Source organism: Streptomyces sp. NPDC048442 (genome assembly GCF_040651475.1).
Lineage (GTDB): Bacteria > Actinomycetota > Actinomycetes > Streptomycetales > Streptomycetaceae > Streptomyces.
In genome coordinates this window covers 126960-143863 of record NZ_JBEZKB010000002.1, presented here as the reverse complement: position 1 = coordinate 143863, position 16904 = coordinate 126960, and the positions used below count along the sequence as shown (strand labels likewise).

The following is a 16904-nucleotide window of genomic DNA, read 5'->3' as shown; positions in this document are numbered from 1 at the left end:
GTCGCCCGATGAGCGCCCCCGTACCCCCCGAGGTCACCCCATGAGCGCTCCCGCACTTCCCGAGGTCGCCCGATGAGCGCTCCCGTACTTCCCGAGGTCCGGCCTGCCGCGCAGGGCGCCGCCGCACAGCCGTCCCTCGGACGACGCCAGGTGCACGCCGTGGCCGGGTGCTACTTCGTGGCGTCCTTCGCCGCCCTCGGCCTGCCGCCCTACTTCACCGAGATCCTCCCGAGCCTCGGCGACAGAACCGCCCAGTGGGCCGGGGTGCTCTACATCGTCCCCACCCTCTTCGCGGCGGTCGGCGCCCCGGTCTGGGGGCGGCTCGCCGACCGCTTCGGCCGCAAACGGCTGTTGCTGCGCGCCCAGTTGGGCCTCACTCTGTCCTTCCTGATCGCGGGGTGGGCCGACTCGCTGGCCACCTTCACCGCCGCGCTGGTGCTCCAGGGCATCCTCGGCGGCACGTTCGCCGCGTCGAACGGCTACCTCGGCGCGGCGCTGGAAGGCCCGGCCCTGTCCAAGGCGCTCACCCTGATGCAGGGTGCCGCACGGGCCGCACTGGTGCTCGCACCGATAGTGGTCGGCTCACTGTCGCCCTGGGTGTCACCACACCGGCAGTACGCACTGCTCGCCGTACTGCCGCTCACGGCGGCGCTGCTGATCGCGGCGCTGCCGGAGTCGCGGGGGCCGTCCCGCCGGGAAGGCACCGGACAACCGACGGACCCGGCGGTCGCTGAGAACGCGGCTGCCTCGGCGGGACGGCCCACGGGTCCGGCGGCTGCTGGGGACGCGGACCCCCTGACGGGACAGCTCACGGTCCCGGCGGTTGCCGAGGGCGAGGCTGCCTCGGCTGCTGCTGCCCTGCGGACCCCCTTGGCGGCCCTGTACGCCCTGGAGTTCGCGTTCGTCTTCTCCACCGTCATCTCCTTCCCGTACCTGATGACGCTCATCGAGCAGCGAATACCCGGCACCTCTCCCGCCCTGGCCGGAGTTCTCTTCGCGCTGCCCCACCTGTGCTATCTGCTGACCGCCATGGCGGTGCACTCGGCCTTCCACCGCCGCCCCCGGCTCGGCATCGCCCTGGGGTTCACCTGCATCGCGCTCGGCCTGGCCGGGCACGGGCCGGCCGACTCGCTGTTCGCCCTGACAGCGGTACGGCTGCTGCTGGGCGCGGGCCTGACGCTCGGGCTCGTCTGCCTGTCGGTGCTGGCGGCGGAGTGCGCGAAGGGGCGTTCCCCCGGCGGGCTGTTCGGCTCGATCGAGTTCTTCTCCAAGGCCGGAGCGGTCGCCGCCGGTGTGGCCGCCGCGGCGGGCAACAACCTCTTCGGTCCCGACGCACCCGTGCTGACCGGCACAGCCGTCGCCGTGGTCACCGTGTGCGCGGTCGCCCTTTCGTCCCTGAACCTCCGCTCTCTGCGCATCCGCTGGAGTCGTTGATGTCCCTGACCGATTCACTCGGCACCGCCACCGTTACCGCCACCCCCCGGGGGCTGCCCACCGCCGACGACGCCGTGGCCCACACCCTCCTCAACTGCCTCCTGAGAGAGGTGTCAGGCCCCGAACACCAGACCGCGGTCACCGACGGGCATCTGCTGCTGCGCCTGCCCCGCCGCGGCGTGCTGCTGCGCGTGGCGCTGCGCCGCACGTCGCTGCTGGGCGCCCACCGCTTCACAGGGCCGGTGCGGGAGCAGCACGACGGGGGCTGGGCGGAGATCGACTGGCGGCGGCTCGCGGTGTACACGCAGGACGAGCTGTCGTTGCGTACGGGTGTACGCAACGAGGAGTTCCTGGGCCAGATCGCCTCCAGCCACCGGGCGATCACGGCGTCCCTCGGCATCCGCGCCACCAGGCGCGACCAGGCCGACACCACGGTCACGGACGCGGGGCTCGCAGCCATGGACGCCGGTCTGGCCACCACGGACGCCGGTCTGGCCACCACAGACCCCGCTCTGGCCACCACGGAAGCCTGGCTGGCCACCTACCTCTCCTCCGAACAGTCCCTCCACTTCGGCCACCGCTTCCACCCCACCCCGAAGGCCCGCACAGGCGACACCGCCTCCTGGCTGTCCCACGCGCCCGAGACCGGGGCCCCCTTCGCCCTCCGCCACCTCGCCGTGCGCGAGCACCTGATCGGGCAGGAGACCGCCGAGCCCGGTGCCGCCGACGTGCTCGACGGGCTGAGCCCCGACGTCCCGGACGGCTACCGGCTACTGCCCGCCCACCCGTGGCAGTACGAGATGCTGAGCGACCACCCCGGGCTGCGCGGGGCCGTCGAGCGGGGCGACATCCTCGACCTGGGTCTGGCCGGGAGGCCGTTCGCCGCCACGGCGTCCGTACGCACCCTGTACGACGGCGACACGTTCCTGAAGTTCAGCCTGAACGTCCGCATCACCAACTGCCTGCGCAAGAACGCCAGTTACGAACTGTCCGGCGCCGTAGCCCTGACCCGCCTCCTGCAACCGGTCCTGAACGACCTGGCCGACCGCTTCCCCGGCAGCGCGATGCTCCGCGAACCCGCCTACCGGAGCCTTCTCCTGCCGGGGCCCGACGGCTCGCCCGACCGCGCCCTGCTCGAAGGCTTCGGCGTGATCGTCCGCGAGGGCCTGGCCCAGAAGCTGCTGCCCGGCACCACCCCGCTGCTCGCGGCGGCCGTCGCCGACGAGTACCCGACCGGCCCCGGCCACATCTCCCGGCTGCTCGCCGGGGCGGGGCCCGAGACCGTGCTCGCCTGGTGGTCGGCGTACCTCGAACTGCTCGTACCGCCCGTCCTGGCCGCCTACTTCGACCACGGCCTGGTGCTCGAACCGCACCTCCAGAACGTCATCGTCTGCGTCGACGAAGAGGGCATGCCCGCGCAGGTCCTCCTCCGCGACCTGGAGGGCACCAAGCTCCTCCCCGAGCACCACACCGACACGCTGGCCGCACTGCCCGCCGAGGTCGCGGGCCCGATGACGTACGACGCTCAGCGCGGCTGGGACCGGGTCGTCTACTGCCTGCTGGTCAACCACGTCGCCGAACTGCTCGCCGCCGTCGCGGACCTGCACCCGCAGACGGAGCGCGCCCTGTGGGCCCGGGTCCGGGCCACCCTCCAGGCGTACGCCGACCGGTACGGCTGCCCGCCGAGGCTCGCCGCACTGCTCGCAGGGGTGCCGCTGCCCGCGAAGGCCAACCTACTGACCCGCTGGGAACGCAAGGCCGACCGCGAGGCGGGTTACGTCCGCCTGCCCTCGCCCCTGTCCGAGGACGTGCTGTCCGAGGACGTGCTGTCCGAGCCGGCCCACGACACAGGGACGGCCCACGGCACGGAGCCGGCCCACGACACAGGGACGGCCCACGACACGGAGACGGCCCACCCCACCTGGAGCACCCGATGACCACCCCCACCCCCACCCCCACCCCCACCGCCGCCCCCACCCCCGCGGTACGCGACCGCGCCCTCTCCCTCGCTCCCCACGAACTCCCCGCCTACCTCTACGACTTGGTGGCCCTCCGTACCCACGTATCCACCATCAGGGCAGCCCTCCCCGCCAACATCGAGCTGTACTACGCCGCCAAGGCCAACCCCGAGCCGGAGATCCTCGCCGCACTCGCCCCGTACGTCGACGGGTACGAGGTCTCCTCGGGCGGCGAACTCACCCACGTCCGCAAGGCGGTGCCCGAGCACCCTCTGGCCTTCGGGGGCCCCGGCAAGACGCCGGCGGAGATCGCCTCGGCACTCGAACTGGGCGTGGAGCGTTTCCACGTGGAAAGCGTCCACGAGCTGCACATGCTGGCGGACCTGGCCCGGCGCGCGGACAGCCACGTGGCTGTCCTGCTCCGCGTCAACCTCGCCGTGCCCGGCGACTCGCTGGCGGACAGCTCCCTGGCGATGGGCGGTCGCCCCACCCCGTTCGGCCTCGACCCGGCAGACGCCGACATCGCCGTACGCCTGCTCACCGACGGCACATACCCGCAGCTGGAACTACGCGGCGTCCACGCCCACCTGGCCAGCGGCCTGCACGCCCCCGAACAGCTGGCGGTCGCCGAAACCATCGTCACCTGGGCAGCCGACCTGGCCGCCCGCCACCGCGTCCGCCTCACCGAGGTGAACGTCGGCGGCGGCATGACTGTCGACTACGCCCACACCGACCACCGCTTCGACTGGCCGGCCTACGGCGTCGGGCTCGCCCGTCTCGCAGCCGCCCACCCCGACCTCACCCTGCGCATCGAGCCGGGCCGCGCCCTGACGGCGTACTGCGGCTGGTACGCCACCGAGGTACTGGACGTGAAGCTCAGCCACGGCGAGGAGTTCGCCGTCGTCCGCGGCGGCACGCACCACCTGCGCACCCCCGCGACCAAGGGCCACGACCAGCCCTGCGCCGTCCTCCCGGTCGACCCCTGGCCCCACCCCTGGCCCCGCCCGACGGCCCAGCACCCCCACCTCACCCTCACCGGCCAGCTCTGCACCCCCAAGGACCTCCTGTCCCGCCACGTCCCGGCCCCGAACCTCCGCGCAGGCGACCGCGTAACCTTCGCCCTCGCAGGCGCCTACGCCTGGAACATCTCGCACCACGACTTCCTCATGCACCCCCACCCGACCTTCCACTTCCTCAACCGCTGAACCCCCTGACCGGCCCCGACCGGCCCTGACCGGCCCCGACCGATCCGGCCAACAGAAAAGCCCCGGGCCACTGGCCAGGGGCTCTTTCATGGAGCGGGTGACGAGAATAGAACTCGCGCTCTGAGCTTGGGAATCACAGCGATGGGTGACAAGGCGGGCGAGGTCGCGGTTGTCGAAGGGCTTCTTCCTCGCGGGCCTGCTCCAGCTCCAGGGACAGCTCGGTGACGGCGCGTACCAGGGCGTGAACCCGTTCGCGCTCTGTGATCGCCGTAGACGACGTCGCGCCGTAGCCCAGACTCGGCGATCAATGCGGTCCCTGTGAGTTTTCCGACGGGCCAGCGCAGGGGATCCGGCCCTCTCCGCCAGAGAGGTCGTTGTGATCGCGGTTTACCGGGAGCTGGAGGAGGGGCGGTGGCTTCACTGGCTGCCGGGGGTGCGACCTTCCTCGGGGTCGGGACTTCTCGGCCTGACTGTGTGCGTGTCCCTTTCCATGCGAGCGCACAATCGATAGGAGTACACTCCTTAGGAGTTCATCCCTAAGGAGTGCCTTCGTGTCTGGTTCCACACGCCCGGCCAAGCCGCCCCGTGTCTTCGACCGGAGCGGCGAGTGGGATGCTCTCGCGGCCTTCGTCAGCCGACCGCTGCCGCACGCGATGCTCGGGATTGTCAGCGGCAGGCGACGGATGGGTAAGACCTTCTTGCTGCGCGCCTTGGTGGAGCAGCAGGGGGGCTTCTACTTCGGAGCCACGGCGGCGACGGAGACGGAATCCCTGCGCCAGTTCGCTGCGGCTCTTGCCGATCATGTGGGGTCGCCGGTTCCCTTCTCCTTTGCCACCTGGGACGACGCGATCTCCTACCTGTTCGGGCTGGCCTCGCCGCGAAGTTCTCAGGCGCCACTGCTTGTGGTCATTGATGAATTTCCGTACTTGGCGAAGACCGCTCCGGAGCTTCCGTCGATAATCCAGCGGGAGATCGACCGGTTCCAGGTTGAGCAGAGCCGGATGCGGCTTCTCCTGTGCGGGTCAGCGATGTCCGTCATGGGCGGACTGCTGGCGAGCACTGCACCCTTGCGAGGGCGGGCTCAGCTGGAGCTTGTCGTACGGCCCTTCGGGTACCGGGCAGCCGCTGAATTCTGGGGGGTCGCCGACGCCCCCACGCTCGCGGCCCGTCTCCATGCCGTGGTCGGTGGCACACCTGCGTACCGCCGGCAGTTCCTCGCGGACGACGTCCCCTCCAGCCTGGAGGAGTTTGACGACTGGATCTGCCGTACGGTCCTCTCGCCCTTCAGTCCTCTCTTCCGGGAAGCCCGGTACCTGCTTGCCGAGGAAGCGGACATCCGGGACACGGCCTTGTACCACTCGGTCCTTGCCGCGGTGGCCCAGGGGAATTCCACCCGGGGAGGCATCGCGGGGTACATCGGCCGCAAGTCGGTGGACATCTCACACCCCCTCCACGTCCTGGAGGACAGTCACCTCCTGGCACGGGAAGCGGACATCTTCCGTGCCGGGAAGTCCCAGTACAGAATCACCGAGCCGCTGATCAATTTCTACGAGGCGGTCATGCGGCCCGCCTGGGCACGACTGGAAAGCGGACAGGCGCGAGAGGTGTGGGCGCAGTCCGCGGAACGCTTCGCGGCGCAGGTGGCCGGACCGCACTTCGAGACGGTGTGCCGTGAGTACATCCTCGGTCCGGGCCGGGCCCTGCTCGGCTCCTCCCTGGGGGAGGTGGGCGGTGGCGTGGTGACGGACCCCGTGGCGCGGCGGCAGACGCAGATCGACGTAGCCGTGGTGGAACCCGGGTCCGGGGGCAGCAAGCAGGCGGTCCACCTGCTCGGAGAGGCGAAATGGGGCACCGTCATGGGGCTGAGCCAGCTGGAGAGGCTGGCTCGGGCACGGGAAGTACTCACCGCACGAGGCATGGACACCAGTCGATGTCAGCTGGCCTGCTTCAGCGCAGCCGGCTTCAGCGACTCGTTGCGACGTGAGGTGTCACGCGGAGCACAGGGCGAGGACGGCGTGCTGCTCCTCGGTCTCGACGAGCTCTACGGCGGGGCGTTCCGTGCACGGCCCCATTGACCGAGCGTCAGGCACGGAGTGGGCATGCGATGCCTGATCCGGTCCAGACAACAACGAATCCCCAGGTTCCTGACCTGGGGCTTTTTCGCGGGTGACGAGAATCGAACTCGCGCCCTGAGCTTGGGAATCACGGGGTGCTGGACGGGCTGTGCTGTCCTGAGCTGCGCCTACGCCGATCGGAACGCCTCGCGGCCTGACCGGAAGTGACCGTGTTTAACCCTTGGAAACCGCTCCGAAGGGCTGGCCGGGGGCTGCTGGCCGGGGGGGGGACCGTCCGCGCGCAGACGTCCGCGCTGCCGAGCCGTACTGGAAGCGTGAGACCAAACCACTCATGCCCCAAGTCGGCCTCGGCCTTGGCCAGCGAACTCGATCGGGTGGGACCGGCCATTTCCCATGGCGCGAATGTTGCAGATATGCAACTGTCGTGCCATGCGCAGTGAGGCACTCGGGCGGCTTTCGGAGATCTCCCTCTACCAATGGGGCCTGTTGACGGCCCGACAGGCGGAGCACCAGGGGGTGCGGCGGTGGGACCTGCACAGGCTGGTCGCCGACGGTGCGCTGGAGGCAGCCGGGCACGGGGTGTACCGGATCGCGGGTGCTCCCGTGGTTGCGCATCTCGGGATACGGATCGCCTGGCTGCAACTGGCTCCCGGTGAGATCGCAGAGGACCGGCGGGTGGGTCAAGGGGTGCTGTCGCACCGCAGTGCGGCGGTGCTGTACGGCGTAGGTGACTTTGAGCCGGAGCCGTACGAGTTCACCGTCCCCCGCCGCAGGCGCAGCCGGCGAACCGATGTCGTCCTCCACACCGCCGTGCTCACGGACAGCGAGGTCGACTGGCAGGACGAGCTGCCGGTCACCACTCCCGTGCGCCTGGTACGGGACCTCCTCGCCGACCGTCATGACGGCGGCCACATCGGGCAGGTCCTCGCGGACCTGCTCGCCCGCCGCCTCGCCGACCGGAAGCGGCTGGCTGCGGCGATGGAACCGTACGCAGCCGCCTATGGCCTGCCGGGAGAGAGCGGTGCGGCCCTTCTCAAACACCTCACCGCCCCCCAGGGGAGAGCGACTTGACACCATCCGATGCCCCCTTCCCCTACGCTACGCCCCGCGCCTTCGAAACGGCTCTGACCGCCCGTTTCAAGGCAGCATCCGTCGGCAGTCCGTTCAACCACAGCCAGCTCCGCAGACAGTTCGCCTACGACCGGCTGCTCGCCCGCTGCTTCGCTGCCGACGACGCGCACCGCTGGATCCTGAAGGGCGGCATCTCCATGCTCGCCCGACTGGGCCAGGCCCGGCACTCGGCCGATGTCGACCTGGTGGTGCAGGCCGCCGACGTGACCACCGCGCTCGCCGAACTCCGGCGGACGGCCGCAAGAGATCTCGGCGACCTCTTCACCTTCACCCTCGCCCCGCCCCGCAGTCTCGTCCAGGGCATCGAAGGGGTACGGGTCCCCGCGCAGGCGCTCCTCGGCCGACGTGTCTTCGAGTCGTTCCACATCGACCTGGTCACCGGGGTGCGGGTCACCGGCCCGGCGGAGACCGCCGCACCGATCGTGCCCCTCGACATCCCCGGCCTCGTACGGCCCGACTACCGCATCTATCCACTGGCCGACAGCGTCGCGGACAAGGTGTGCGCCATCGTCGAACGCCACCAGGAGCGGCCGAGCACACGCTTCCGAGACCTGTGCGACCTGGTCCTCGTAGCCCGCACCCAGACCCTCTACGCCAGCAAGCTCCGCCAGGCACTCGACTCGGAGCACCACCGACGGGCCCTGGACCGGACAGCAGCCTTCGAGGTCCCCGACCCCACGCTGTGGAGCGCCGGATACGCCAAGGCGGTCAAGGACGTCTCCGGTCTGGAGGCATTCCGCACACTTCCCGAAGCGCTCGCGCTGGTGAAAGCACTCATCGACCCGGTCCTCTCGGGCCAGGCGGAAGGCTGCTGGAACCCGGAGGCGGCTGCCTGGGACCACCAGGGTGGAGCACAGGTAGTGCACGGTCCCTGAACGGGTCTGGACAACAAAGAAGCCCCGGGTCTCTGACCTGGGGCTTTCGTGTGGAGCGGGTGACGAGAATCGAACTCGCGCTCTGAGCTTGGGAATCACCCTGGACTTCGACCGGTTAATGGCTTCTGGCCTGGGGCGATGACCACCTGGGGGTGCTCGCGTACAGCTCCGGTGAAGCCCCTGGTGACCGCTGTTTACCGCCCCTACTGGCACGTTGTGGCACGGCCCTGTGTGCACGCCCCCCAGGTGCGACTCCTCAAGACGCTGGCGCCGACGCTAGCGCTTCTTCCGTATCCCGCGTTTCCTCGCCTGCGCTTCCTTCTCCTTGCGCTGGGCCACTCCGTAGGCCGACCAGGCGCCCTGATGTACGGGGCAGCGGGAAGTGCCCGTCACTACCTTCCGCTGACAACGACCGCCGGTCTTGGTACGCGCACCGCACTTCGCCATGCCGAACCCCTGGAACGAAACCCCTGCCACTGCTGCGGTGGTTGCCGGAGATCGTCCTGCCCCTCGACACGACTGTGAAGCCACGAGCCGGCCATATTCGCACCGGCGGTGTCGGCGGAGGCACCCCAGTCGAGGTTTCTGATGGTTCAGAGGGAGACGATGCGGACGCGACCGCCGCACAGCTTCGTCATGTCGTCGGCGTCGGAGGTGAGAAGCGTGACCGGTCCCGGCTGCCGCAGGGCCACCTCCGCCACGGTGGCGTCGATGGCGTACTTGTGGCCGTGCAGCCCGGTCTCCTTCAGTAGCTCGGCGGCCGCCTTGGCCGCCTGTTCGGTGACCGGTTCCACCTTGACCCGCGACAGTGTCCAGTTGAGGCGTGGCATGTTCGTGCGCGCGTGACTGACTTCCACGATCGTGTTCGCCCCTACGACCAGGTCGGCGCCTATGTCGTGGAACACCCGCAGCATCGCGAGAACCTTCCGGTCCTGCGCAACCCAAGCCGACAGCCCCTCGGAATCCAGGACGACGGTCTCGACGCGCTCTGTCATGCGGCACTCGATCGCTCGCCGGTGCCGACGTCACCAAAGATCTTCGAGTGGGCCTCGGCGAGCTCCTCCTCGGTGAAACCGCCGTGCTCTTCTTCGTGGCGTCGCAAGTCATCCCCGAGCAACTGGTGCCGGATCTGGCGGGCCACCGCTTCCGCCACGTACCCGGAGACGTTGTCCGTGAGCTTGCGGAGCTCGGCCACTTGATCGTTGGGCAGCGTGACAGTGATGCGAGTCGTTGAAGACATGAGGAGAGCATACCGGAGTATGCGCTCTGGTGGGCGTGCCCTCGGCGGCCTGCACCTTGGGGGCGGGGCCGGCTGGAGCCTCCTATGGAGGCTGCGGTGGGCGGCCGTTTCCTGGCTGGTCAAGCCAGCTCCTTCGAGGAACCGGTGCCGCTGTGTGTAGTGCATTCCACGGAAGGAGGCTGATTAGTACGGTTACAGGCATGGCAAGCGAAGCGCATTCGATCGTCGAAGTCCTGGGGCAAGCTCAGCGTCGGGCCCTCCGAGAGCGAGGGACGGAGGTGCGCTTTCCCGAAGGGCAGGTCATCTTCTGGGAGGGGCAGCCCTCTCGGTCCGTTCTGGTCATCGAGCACGGCCACGTCAAAGTGACTCAGCTCGCGGCCGACGGTGCTGAAGTAATCCTCGCGCTTCGAGGGCCCGGAGAAGTGATGGGTGACGAAGGCGTACTGATGGGGGAAGTGAGGTCTGCGACCGTCACCACGATCACCGAGGTGAGCGGCGTTGATATCGCCGCAGAAGCTCTCCTCTCCTTCATTGCGGAGGAACAGCTGTGGCCGGTCATGTACAAGGCTGCGGTCTGGCGTCGGCGCGAATCGGACCAGCAGTCCCTCTTGGCCCGGCTGGGAGTGAAGAACCGGCTCGCTCGCTGGCTGCTTGAGCTGGCAGCTGAGTTCGGCACCCCGAAGGAAGGTGACTGCGTACTCGATGTGCCGATCAGCCAGTACGACCTCGCCAACAGGATCGGAGCTTCGCGGGACGCGGTGGCGATTGCACTGCGTCAGCTGCGCCAGCAGGGGCTCGTTAGCACGGGGCGGCGCCAGATCACGCTTCATGACCTAGAGGGACTGCGGAGATTGACGCTGTGATGGCCGTAGACGTCCACAGAGTAGTATGGAAAATTACATAGAGAAGCGTTGAGGCGTGCTAGGGAGGACAGCATGACACTGCAAATCGTGGGAGCCCTCTGTGTGGTCGTAGCCATCGTGGGAGGCGGGTTAAAGATCAATGAGGTGGAGGTCCCGCGCCTCTCGCGGCGACGGATGGTCACCCTCGTCTTCGCTGGGCTTCTCTTCCTCGGAACGGGGCTTGCGTTCGAGCAGGTGTCCAGCGCCCCGGCCTCGGCGGCACCTTTGCATACTGGATCGACACCATGAAGAACCATGGCGATCAGTCATCACGCCAACGGCACAGAGGGAGGCGTCATGGCGGACGAACTAGGGCCCTTTCAGGGCATGTGGGAAGCCTGGGACGAAGCGCACGACGAGGTAACCCATAAGCCGCTGGCCCATTTCCGCAGAGCTGCGGACATCCAGTTCGACGAACTGGAAGAACACCTCGCGGTCGGCGACAGCAAGGCTGCTGCCCGTGAAGTTGCCGACATCATCAGCATCGCGATCAACACGATGCGCTGGCTCGGGCACACTCCCGAGGAGATCGCCGAGATCGCCCGCGACCGGGCCGAGCATCGGATGAAGGGGCAGGCCCTCGCCATTCTGGACAAGTACATGGACCAGTACGGCATCTGAACCCCGGCGTGGTGCCAGGAGGTCGGAGGGTCGCTCGGCGAACATGCATCGGGCACGCGGTACTTGATGCGGTCTAGACAACAACAAAGCCCCGGGCCACTGGCCTGGGGCTTTCATGTGTACTTCGTGGAGCGGGTGACGAGAATCGAACTCGCGCTCTGAGCTTGGGAAGCTCATGTTCTACCATTAAACTACACCCGCAGAGACGGCCGTTGAGCGGCTGCCGCATCGTCCGACACTGTACCCCATGTCGGGATCCCGGTGGTGGGAGCGGTGGGCGGAGGTGCGGAGTGCCGCTTGGTGGGGCGTCCTGTATATCCCCTAATGTGGCAGCTTCGTCCACGCGTGGTTTGGGGAAGGGACTTGATGGATCGCACCGTCGTCCGCTGTGCCGAAGGGCACGTGTTCAGCACCTCTTCGTTCCCGTTGCAGCAGCTCGGAGCGGAGCGGATCGGGCCGGGGCGGCTCATTCGCTGTCCGCGGTGTGCGCGGTTGCGGCATGCCGTGCCGGTGGGGCAGGAGAAGAGGTAGGGGAGTAGTAGCGGTACGTAGTGGGGCGGGCGCGTGGGGCTGTCCGATTGGGGCGGGCCCGCGCGCTCTGCGTATCCTCGGTGGGTGCTTCTCTCAGACAAGGACATCCGGGCCGAGATCGACGCCGGACGAGTACGTATTGATCCGTACGACGAATCCATGGTGCAGCCGTCGAGTATCGATGTGCGGCTGGACCGCTACTTCCGGGTGTTCGAGAACCACCGGTACCCCCACATCGACCCCGCCGTGGAGCAGGCCGACCTGACGCGGCTCGTGGAGCCGGACGGGGAAGAGGCTTTCATCCTGCATCCGGGCGAGTTCGTGCTTGCCTCGACCTACGAGACGATCACGCTGCCCGACAACCTCGCTTCGAGGCTTGAGGGGAAGAGTTCGCTGGGGCGGCTCGGGCTGGTGACGCATTCGACCGCGGGGTTTATTGATCCTGGGTTTTCCGGGCATGTGACGTTGGAATTGTCGAATCTGGCGACCTTGCCCATCAAGTTGTGGCCGGGGATGAAGATCGGGCAGCTGTGTCTGTTCCAGCTGAGCTCGTCGGCTGAATTTCCTTACGGGTCCGAGCGGTACGGGTCCCGTTACCAGGGGCAGCGTGGGCCGACGGCCTCGCGGTCCTTCCTCAATTTCCATCGGACACAGGTGTGATAGCCGGTATGAGTGATGTACGAGAGAACCTGACGTACGACGGGTTCGGGCACGCGGTGCGCGAGCTGGCGCAGACGATCGCCGACGACGGTTACGAGCCCGACATCATCCTGAGCATCGCGCGGGGTGGAGTGTTCGTCGCGGGTGGGCTGGCCTATGCGCTCGATGTCAAGAACATTCACCTGGTGAATGTCGAGTTTTACACCGGGGTGGGAACGACCCTGGAAATGCCGGTCATGCTCGCACCGGTTCCGAGTGTCATTGACTTCAGCAACAAGAAGGTTCTTATTGCTGATGATGTCGCCGATACCGGTAAGACGCTGAAGTTGGTGCACGACTTCTGCCTGGAGCACGTGGCGGAGGTGCGCAGCGCGGTGGTCTACGAGAAGTCGCATTCGCTCGTGAAGTGCGAGTACGTGTGGAAGCGGACCGACGAGTGGATCAACTTCCCGTGGTCCGTGGAGAAGCCCGTCGTCCGGCGGGCCGGGCAGATTCTCGACGCGTAGCAGGTGGCAGGTGGCGAGTAGTAGGGCCGTGAGCGTGTGAGGGCATGAGGGAGGGCCCGGAGCGAGAGATTCCTCGCTCCGGGCCCTTCGTCGTGTCGGTACGTACGGCCCTCAGATCGTGCCCAGTTTGATCAGGGAGAGCAGCGCGACCAGCTGGATCGCGGAGGCGCCCAGGGCCTTCGGCCACGGCAGGTCGTGCGACTTGCTGATCATGGAGGTGAACAGGGCTCCGGCGGCCAGCCAGGTCACCCAGCCGATGATCTGGACGAGGCTGTTGTCGCCGCCCAGGAAGAGGGCGAAGAGCAGGCGGGGGGCGTCCGTCAGCGACATGATCAGCATCGAGAGGCCGACGGTGGGCTGCCAGGAGCCGTCGCCGCCCAGCTGGCGGGCGAGCGTGTGCGTCACCGAGCCGAGGATCAGGCCGCAGATGATCATCGCTACGGCGGTCGTGAGGACGTACGGGATGGCGCTGGCGAACGTCGAGCTGATCGTCTCTTCGCGGGCCTTGTCGAAGCCGAAGACCGCGAGCAGGCCGTAGAGGAACGTGACGATCAGCGCCGGGCCCCAGACCTGGTGGTCGCGCATCTGCCAGAACGTCGCGCCGGGGCGGGTGACGATGCCGGAGAGCAGCTGCTTCCAGTGCAGACGGGGGCCGGACGGCGGGGCGGGGGTGTTGCCCGCCTGGTAGGTGTTGCCGTCGCCGTACGGGTCCTCGTTGACGCTGAAGGCCTGGGTGTGACCGGGGTTGTTGGCGTACGGGTCGTGGGCGGGCGAGCCCTGGGAGTGCGAGCCCTGCGGGTGTGCGCCCTGGGCGTACGGGTCGTAGCCGCCCTGGGGGTGCGGGTCGCCGAAGTACTCCGGCTCGTCGGAGCCCCCGCCTCCGTATCCGCCGTTGCCGTATCCGCCGTGGCCTCTGGGGGCGTCGCCGTAACCGGCGTTGCCCTGGGCCTGCGGCCACTGCTGCTGGCCGTACTGGGGGTGAGGCGGTGCCTGCTGCCCCCCGTACGGCTGCTGCTGCGGTTGCTGCCGCTGCGGTTGTTGCTGCGTGCGGTTGTCCCGGCCGCGTCCGATCCTGAATCCAGCCACGCGAACGAACGTACCTGCTCCGGAGGGGTCCAGTACCGGGCGATGGGAAGCGGAGGGCCTTTGCGGCCGAGCTGTGACATCCCCTAGGGGGACCCTGAGGGGATCCCGGGGGGCTGCGCGGGGGCGTTGTGCGAGGGCTTGTGCGAGGGCTTGTGCGGGCGGCCGTTCCGGCGCGTCCCCGGCCCGGGAAGAGACAGAAGCGGCCGGTTCCGCCCCCGAGGCAGAACCGGCCGCTTGCGCCGCTCACGCGCGCGTGCACGCGTTCGTACGTACTACTTCACGGCGTGCTACTTCACCGGCGTACTACTTCACCGGCTCCGGCTCCGGTGCGTCCGCCGATTCGTCGGAGTCCGACGGTTCGACCGGGGTCTTCACCGATTCGAGCAGCAGCTGTGCCACGTCGACGACGGTGAGGGACTCCTTGGCCTTGCCGTCGTTCTTCTTGCCGTTGACCGAGTCCGTCAGCATGACGAGGCAGAACGGGCAGGCGGTCGAGACGATGTCCGGGTTGAGGGAGAGGGCTTCGTCGACGCGCTCGTTGTTGATGCGCTTGCCGATCCGCTCCTCCATCCACATCCTCGCGCCGCCGGCGCCGCAGCAGAAGCCGCGTTCCTTGTGGCGGTGCATCTCCTGCTGGCGCAGTCCCGGGACGGCGGACATGATCTCGCGCGGGGGCGTGTAGACCTTGTTGTGCCGGCCCAGGTAGCAGGGGTCGTGGTACGTGATGAGGCCCTCGACCGGGGTCACCGGGATCAGCTTGCCCTCGTCGATGAGGTGCTGGAGCAGCTGCGTGTGGTGGATGACCTCGAACTCGCCGCCCAGCTGCGGGTACTCGTTCGCGATCGTGTTGAAGCAGTGCGGGCAGGTCGCGACGATCTTCTTCGACGACTTGGGCTTCTTGGTCGAAGCGTCCACGCCCCCGTCCTCGTCGAGGGACTCGCCGTACGCCATGTTCAGCATCGCGACGTTCTCGGCGCCCAGCTGCTGGAAGAGCGGCTCGTTGCCGAGGCGGCGGGCCGAGTCACCGGTGCACTTCTCGTCGCCGCCCATGATCGCGAACTTGACGCCCGCCATGTGGAGGAGCTCCGCGAAGGCCTTGGTGGTCTTCTTGGCGCGGTCTTCGAGGGCGCCGGCGCAGCCGACCCAGTAGAGGTACTCGACCTCGGTGAGGTCCTCGATCGTCTTGCCGACGATCGGCACCTCGAAGTCGACCTCCTTCGTCCACTCGACGCGCGCCTTCTTGGCGAGCCCCCAGGGGTTGCCCTTCTTCTCCAGGTTCTTGAGCATCGTGCCCGCCTCGGACGGGAACGCGGACTCGATCATCACCTGGTAGCGGCGCATGTCGACGATGTGGTCGATGTGCTCGATGTCCACCGGGCACTGCTCGACGCAGGCACCGCAGGAGGTGCAGGACCAGAGGACGTCGGGGTCGATGACGCCGTTCTCTTCGAGCGTGCCGATGAGGGGGCGCTCGGCCTCCGCGAGGGCTGCCGCGGGGACGTCCTTCAGCTGCTCGGCGGAAGCCTTCTCATTGCCCTCGGCGTCCTTGCCGCCACCTGCCAGCAGGTACGGCGCCTTGGCGTGCGCGTGGTCGCGCAGGGACATGATCAGGAGCTTCGGCGAGAGCGGCTTGCCGGTGTTCCAGGCGGGGCACTGCGACTGGCAGCGGCCGCACTCGGTGCAGGTGGAGAAGTCGAGGATGCCCTTCCAGCTGAACTGCTCGACCTGGGAGACACCGAAGGTGGCGTCCTCGGCCGGGTCCTCCCAGTCGATCTCCTTGCCGCCGGTCGTCATCGGCAGCAGCGCGCCCAGCGCGACGTCGCCGCTGGCCTTGCGCTTGAAGAAGATGTTCGGGAAGGCCAGGAAGCGGTGCCAGGCGACGCCCATGTCGGTCTTGAGCGCGACCGTGATCATCCAGGTGAAGGACGTGGCGATCTTCAGGCCCGCGAAGAAGTACGTGAGGGTCTGCAGCGTGGAGAGGTCCATGCCGCGGAACCAGGCGAGCACCGGGTACGAGATGAAGAACGAGGCCTCGTACGCATCCACGTGGTGCTGGGCGCCCTCCAGGGCGTGCAGCGTGAAGATGCAGATGCCGACGATCAGGATGACGGCCTCGACGAAGTACGCCTGGCCGGTGTTGGACCCCGCGAAGCGGGACTTGCGGCCCGCCCCGCCCGGCCGGTTCAGCTGCCGGATGACGATCAAGGCCAGGATGCCGAGGACGGTCATCGTGCCCATGAACTCCACGTACATGTTGTACGGGGCCCAGTCACCGATGATCGGCAGGATCCAGTCGGCCTTGAAGAGCTGGCCGATGGCGTTCACGATCGTCAGGAGCAGCGTGAGGAAGCCCACCGCCACGAACCAGTGCGCGACGCCGACGACGCCCCACTTGTTCATCCGGGTGTGGCCGAGGAACTCCTTGGCCACGGTGACCGCCCGCTGCCACGGGTTGTCGGTACGGGTACCGGCGGGCACGGGCTGGCCGAGCCGTACGAAGCGATAGATCTGGAAGATCGCACGGCCGAACAGCGCGACGCCGACTGCCATGAGGACCAGCGACACGATGATCGCGGCGAGTTGCATTTGGGGGCTCCTCGGGCCTGCGAGGGTGGGTAACAGGAGATTGATTACTAAGCGGTAACTTATCCAGTCGAGCTGAGATTACCCACTTATGCCG

14 protein-coding genes and 1 tRNA gene are annotated in these 16904 nt (G+C 68.0%); 10 read left to right on the top strand and 5 right to left on the bottom strand.

The annotated features are described in order from the left end of the window. Positions 1–72: 72 nt before the first annotated feature. The 6 genes from AB0D18_RS04425 (at position 73) to AB0D18_RS04400 (ending at position 8678) form a co-directional block, all read left to right on the top strand. Positions 73–1434 carry an MFS transporter gene (locus AB0D18_RS04425; RefSeq protein ID WP_362412598.1) on the top strand — a complete coding sequence of 454 codons (1362 nt, stop codon included), beginning with the start codon at positions 73–75 and terminating at the stop codon, positions 1432–1434. Continuing rightward, complete coding sequence (locus AB0D18_RS04420; RefSeq protein WP_362412595.1) at positions 1434–3371, top strand: IucA/IucC family protein; 1938 nt, start codon at positions 1434–1436, stop codon at positions 3369–3371. The genes AB0D18_RS04425 and AB0D18_RS04420 overlap by 1 nt, the downstream gene beginning before the upstream one ends. After that, positions 3368–4597, top strand: coding sequence for a type III PLP-dependent enzyme (locus tag AB0D18_RS04415; protein ID WP_362412592.1), 1230 nt, complete (start codon positions 3368–3370; stop codon positions 4595–4597). Before AB0D18_RS04420 ends, AB0D18_RS04415 begins: the two co-directional genes overlap by 4 nt. A gap of 551 nt (positions 4598–5148) precedes the next feature. Beyond that, positions 5149–6672: an ATP-binding protein gene (locus AB0D18_RS04410; RefSeq protein WP_362412589.1), complete on the top strand. Its 1524-nt coding sequence runs from the start codon at positions 5149–5151 to the stop codon at positions 6670–6672. Positions 6673–7101: 429 nt separating this feature from the next. Then, the gene (locus AB0D18_RS04405; RefSeq protein ID WP_362412586.1) at positions 7102–7743 is read left to right on the top strand and encodes a type IV toxin-antitoxin system AbiEi family antitoxin domain-containing protein; all 642 of its coding nucleotides are present in this window, start codon (positions 7102–7104) and stop codon (positions 7741–7743) included. Beyond that, a complete protein-coding gene (locus AB0D18_RS04400) occupies positions 7740–8678 on the top strand; it encodes a nucleotidyl transferase AbiEii/AbiGii toxin family protein (RefSeq protein ID WP_362412583.1) in 939 nt (312 codons plus the stop codon). The genes AB0D18_RS04405 and AB0D18_RS04400 overlap by 4 nt, the downstream gene beginning before the upstream one ends. A 593-nt stretch (positions 8679–9271) precedes the next feature. Here AB0D18_RS04400 and AB0D18_RS04395 read toward each other — a convergent pair. Together AB0D18_RS04395 and AB0D18_RS04390 are read right to left on the bottom strand one after the other, a co-directional pair. After that, positions 9272–9673 (bottom strand): PIN domain-containing protein, encoded by a 402-nt coding sequence (locus tag AB0D18_RS04395; protein WP_362412580.1) that lies wholly within the window; start codon positions 9671–9673, stop codon positions 9272–9274. Next, positions 9670–9918, bottom strand: coding sequence for a type II toxin-antitoxin system CcdA family antitoxin (locus tag AB0D18_RS04390; RefSeq protein WP_362412577.1), 249 nt, complete (start codon positions 9916–9918; stop codon positions 9670–9672). Before AB0D18_RS04390 ends, AB0D18_RS04395 begins: the two co-directional genes overlap by 4 nt. 200 nt (positions 9919–10118) lie before the next feature. Between AB0D18_RS04390 and AB0D18_RS04385 the strand changes: the two genes are divergently transcribed. Continuing rightward, positions 10119–10781 (top strand): Crp/Fnr family transcriptional regulator, encoded by a 663-nt coding sequence (locus AB0D18_RS04385; RefSeq protein ID WP_362412574.1) that lies wholly within the window; start codon positions 10119–10121, stop codon positions 10779–10781. A gap of 294 nt (positions 10782–11075) precedes the next feature. After that, on the top strand, positions 11076–11441 hold the full coding sequence (locus tag AB0D18_RS04380) for a hypothetical protein (protein ID WP_362412571.1): 366 nt from the start codon (positions 11076–11078) through the stop codon (positions 11439–11441). A 127-nt stretch (positions 11442–11568) separates the two neighbouring features. Here AB0D18_RS04380 and AB0D18_RS04375 read toward each other — a convergent pair. Further along, positions 11569–11642: transfer RNA gene (locus AB0D18_RS04375), tRNA-Gly, on the bottom strand. 414 nt (positions 11643–12056) lie between these two features. Here AB0D18_RS04375 and dcd point away from each other — a divergent pair. Then, the gene (dcd, locus tag AB0D18_RS04370; RefSeq protein ID WP_362412568.1) at positions 12057–12632 is read left to right on the top strand and encodes a dCTP deaminase; all 576 of its coding nucleotides are present in this window, start codon (positions 12057–12059) and stop codon (positions 12630–12632) included. Positions 12633–12640: 8 nt separating this feature from the next. Next, positions 12641–13138, top strand: coding sequence for a phosphoribosyltransferase (locus AB0D18_RS04365; protein WP_362412565.1), 498 nt, complete (start codon positions 12641–12643; stop codon positions 13136–13138). Positions 13139–13249: 111 nt separating this feature from the next. Here AB0D18_RS04365 and AB0D18_RS04360 read toward each other — a convergent pair whose 3' ends face one another. After that, positions 13250–14224: a Yip1 family protein gene (locus AB0D18_RS04360; protein WP_362412561.1), complete on the bottom strand. Its 975-nt coding sequence runs from the start codon at positions 14222–14224 to the stop codon at positions 13250–13252. A 303-nt stretch (positions 14225–14527) separates the two neighbouring features. Continuing rightward, positions 14528–16810 carry a (Fe-S)-binding protein gene (locus tag AB0D18_RS04355; protein WP_362412558.1) on the bottom strand — a complete coding sequence of 761 codons (2283 nt, stop codon included), beginning with the start codon at positions 16808–16810 and terminating at the stop codon, positions 14528–14530. Positions 16811–16904: the final 94 nt, after the last annotated feature.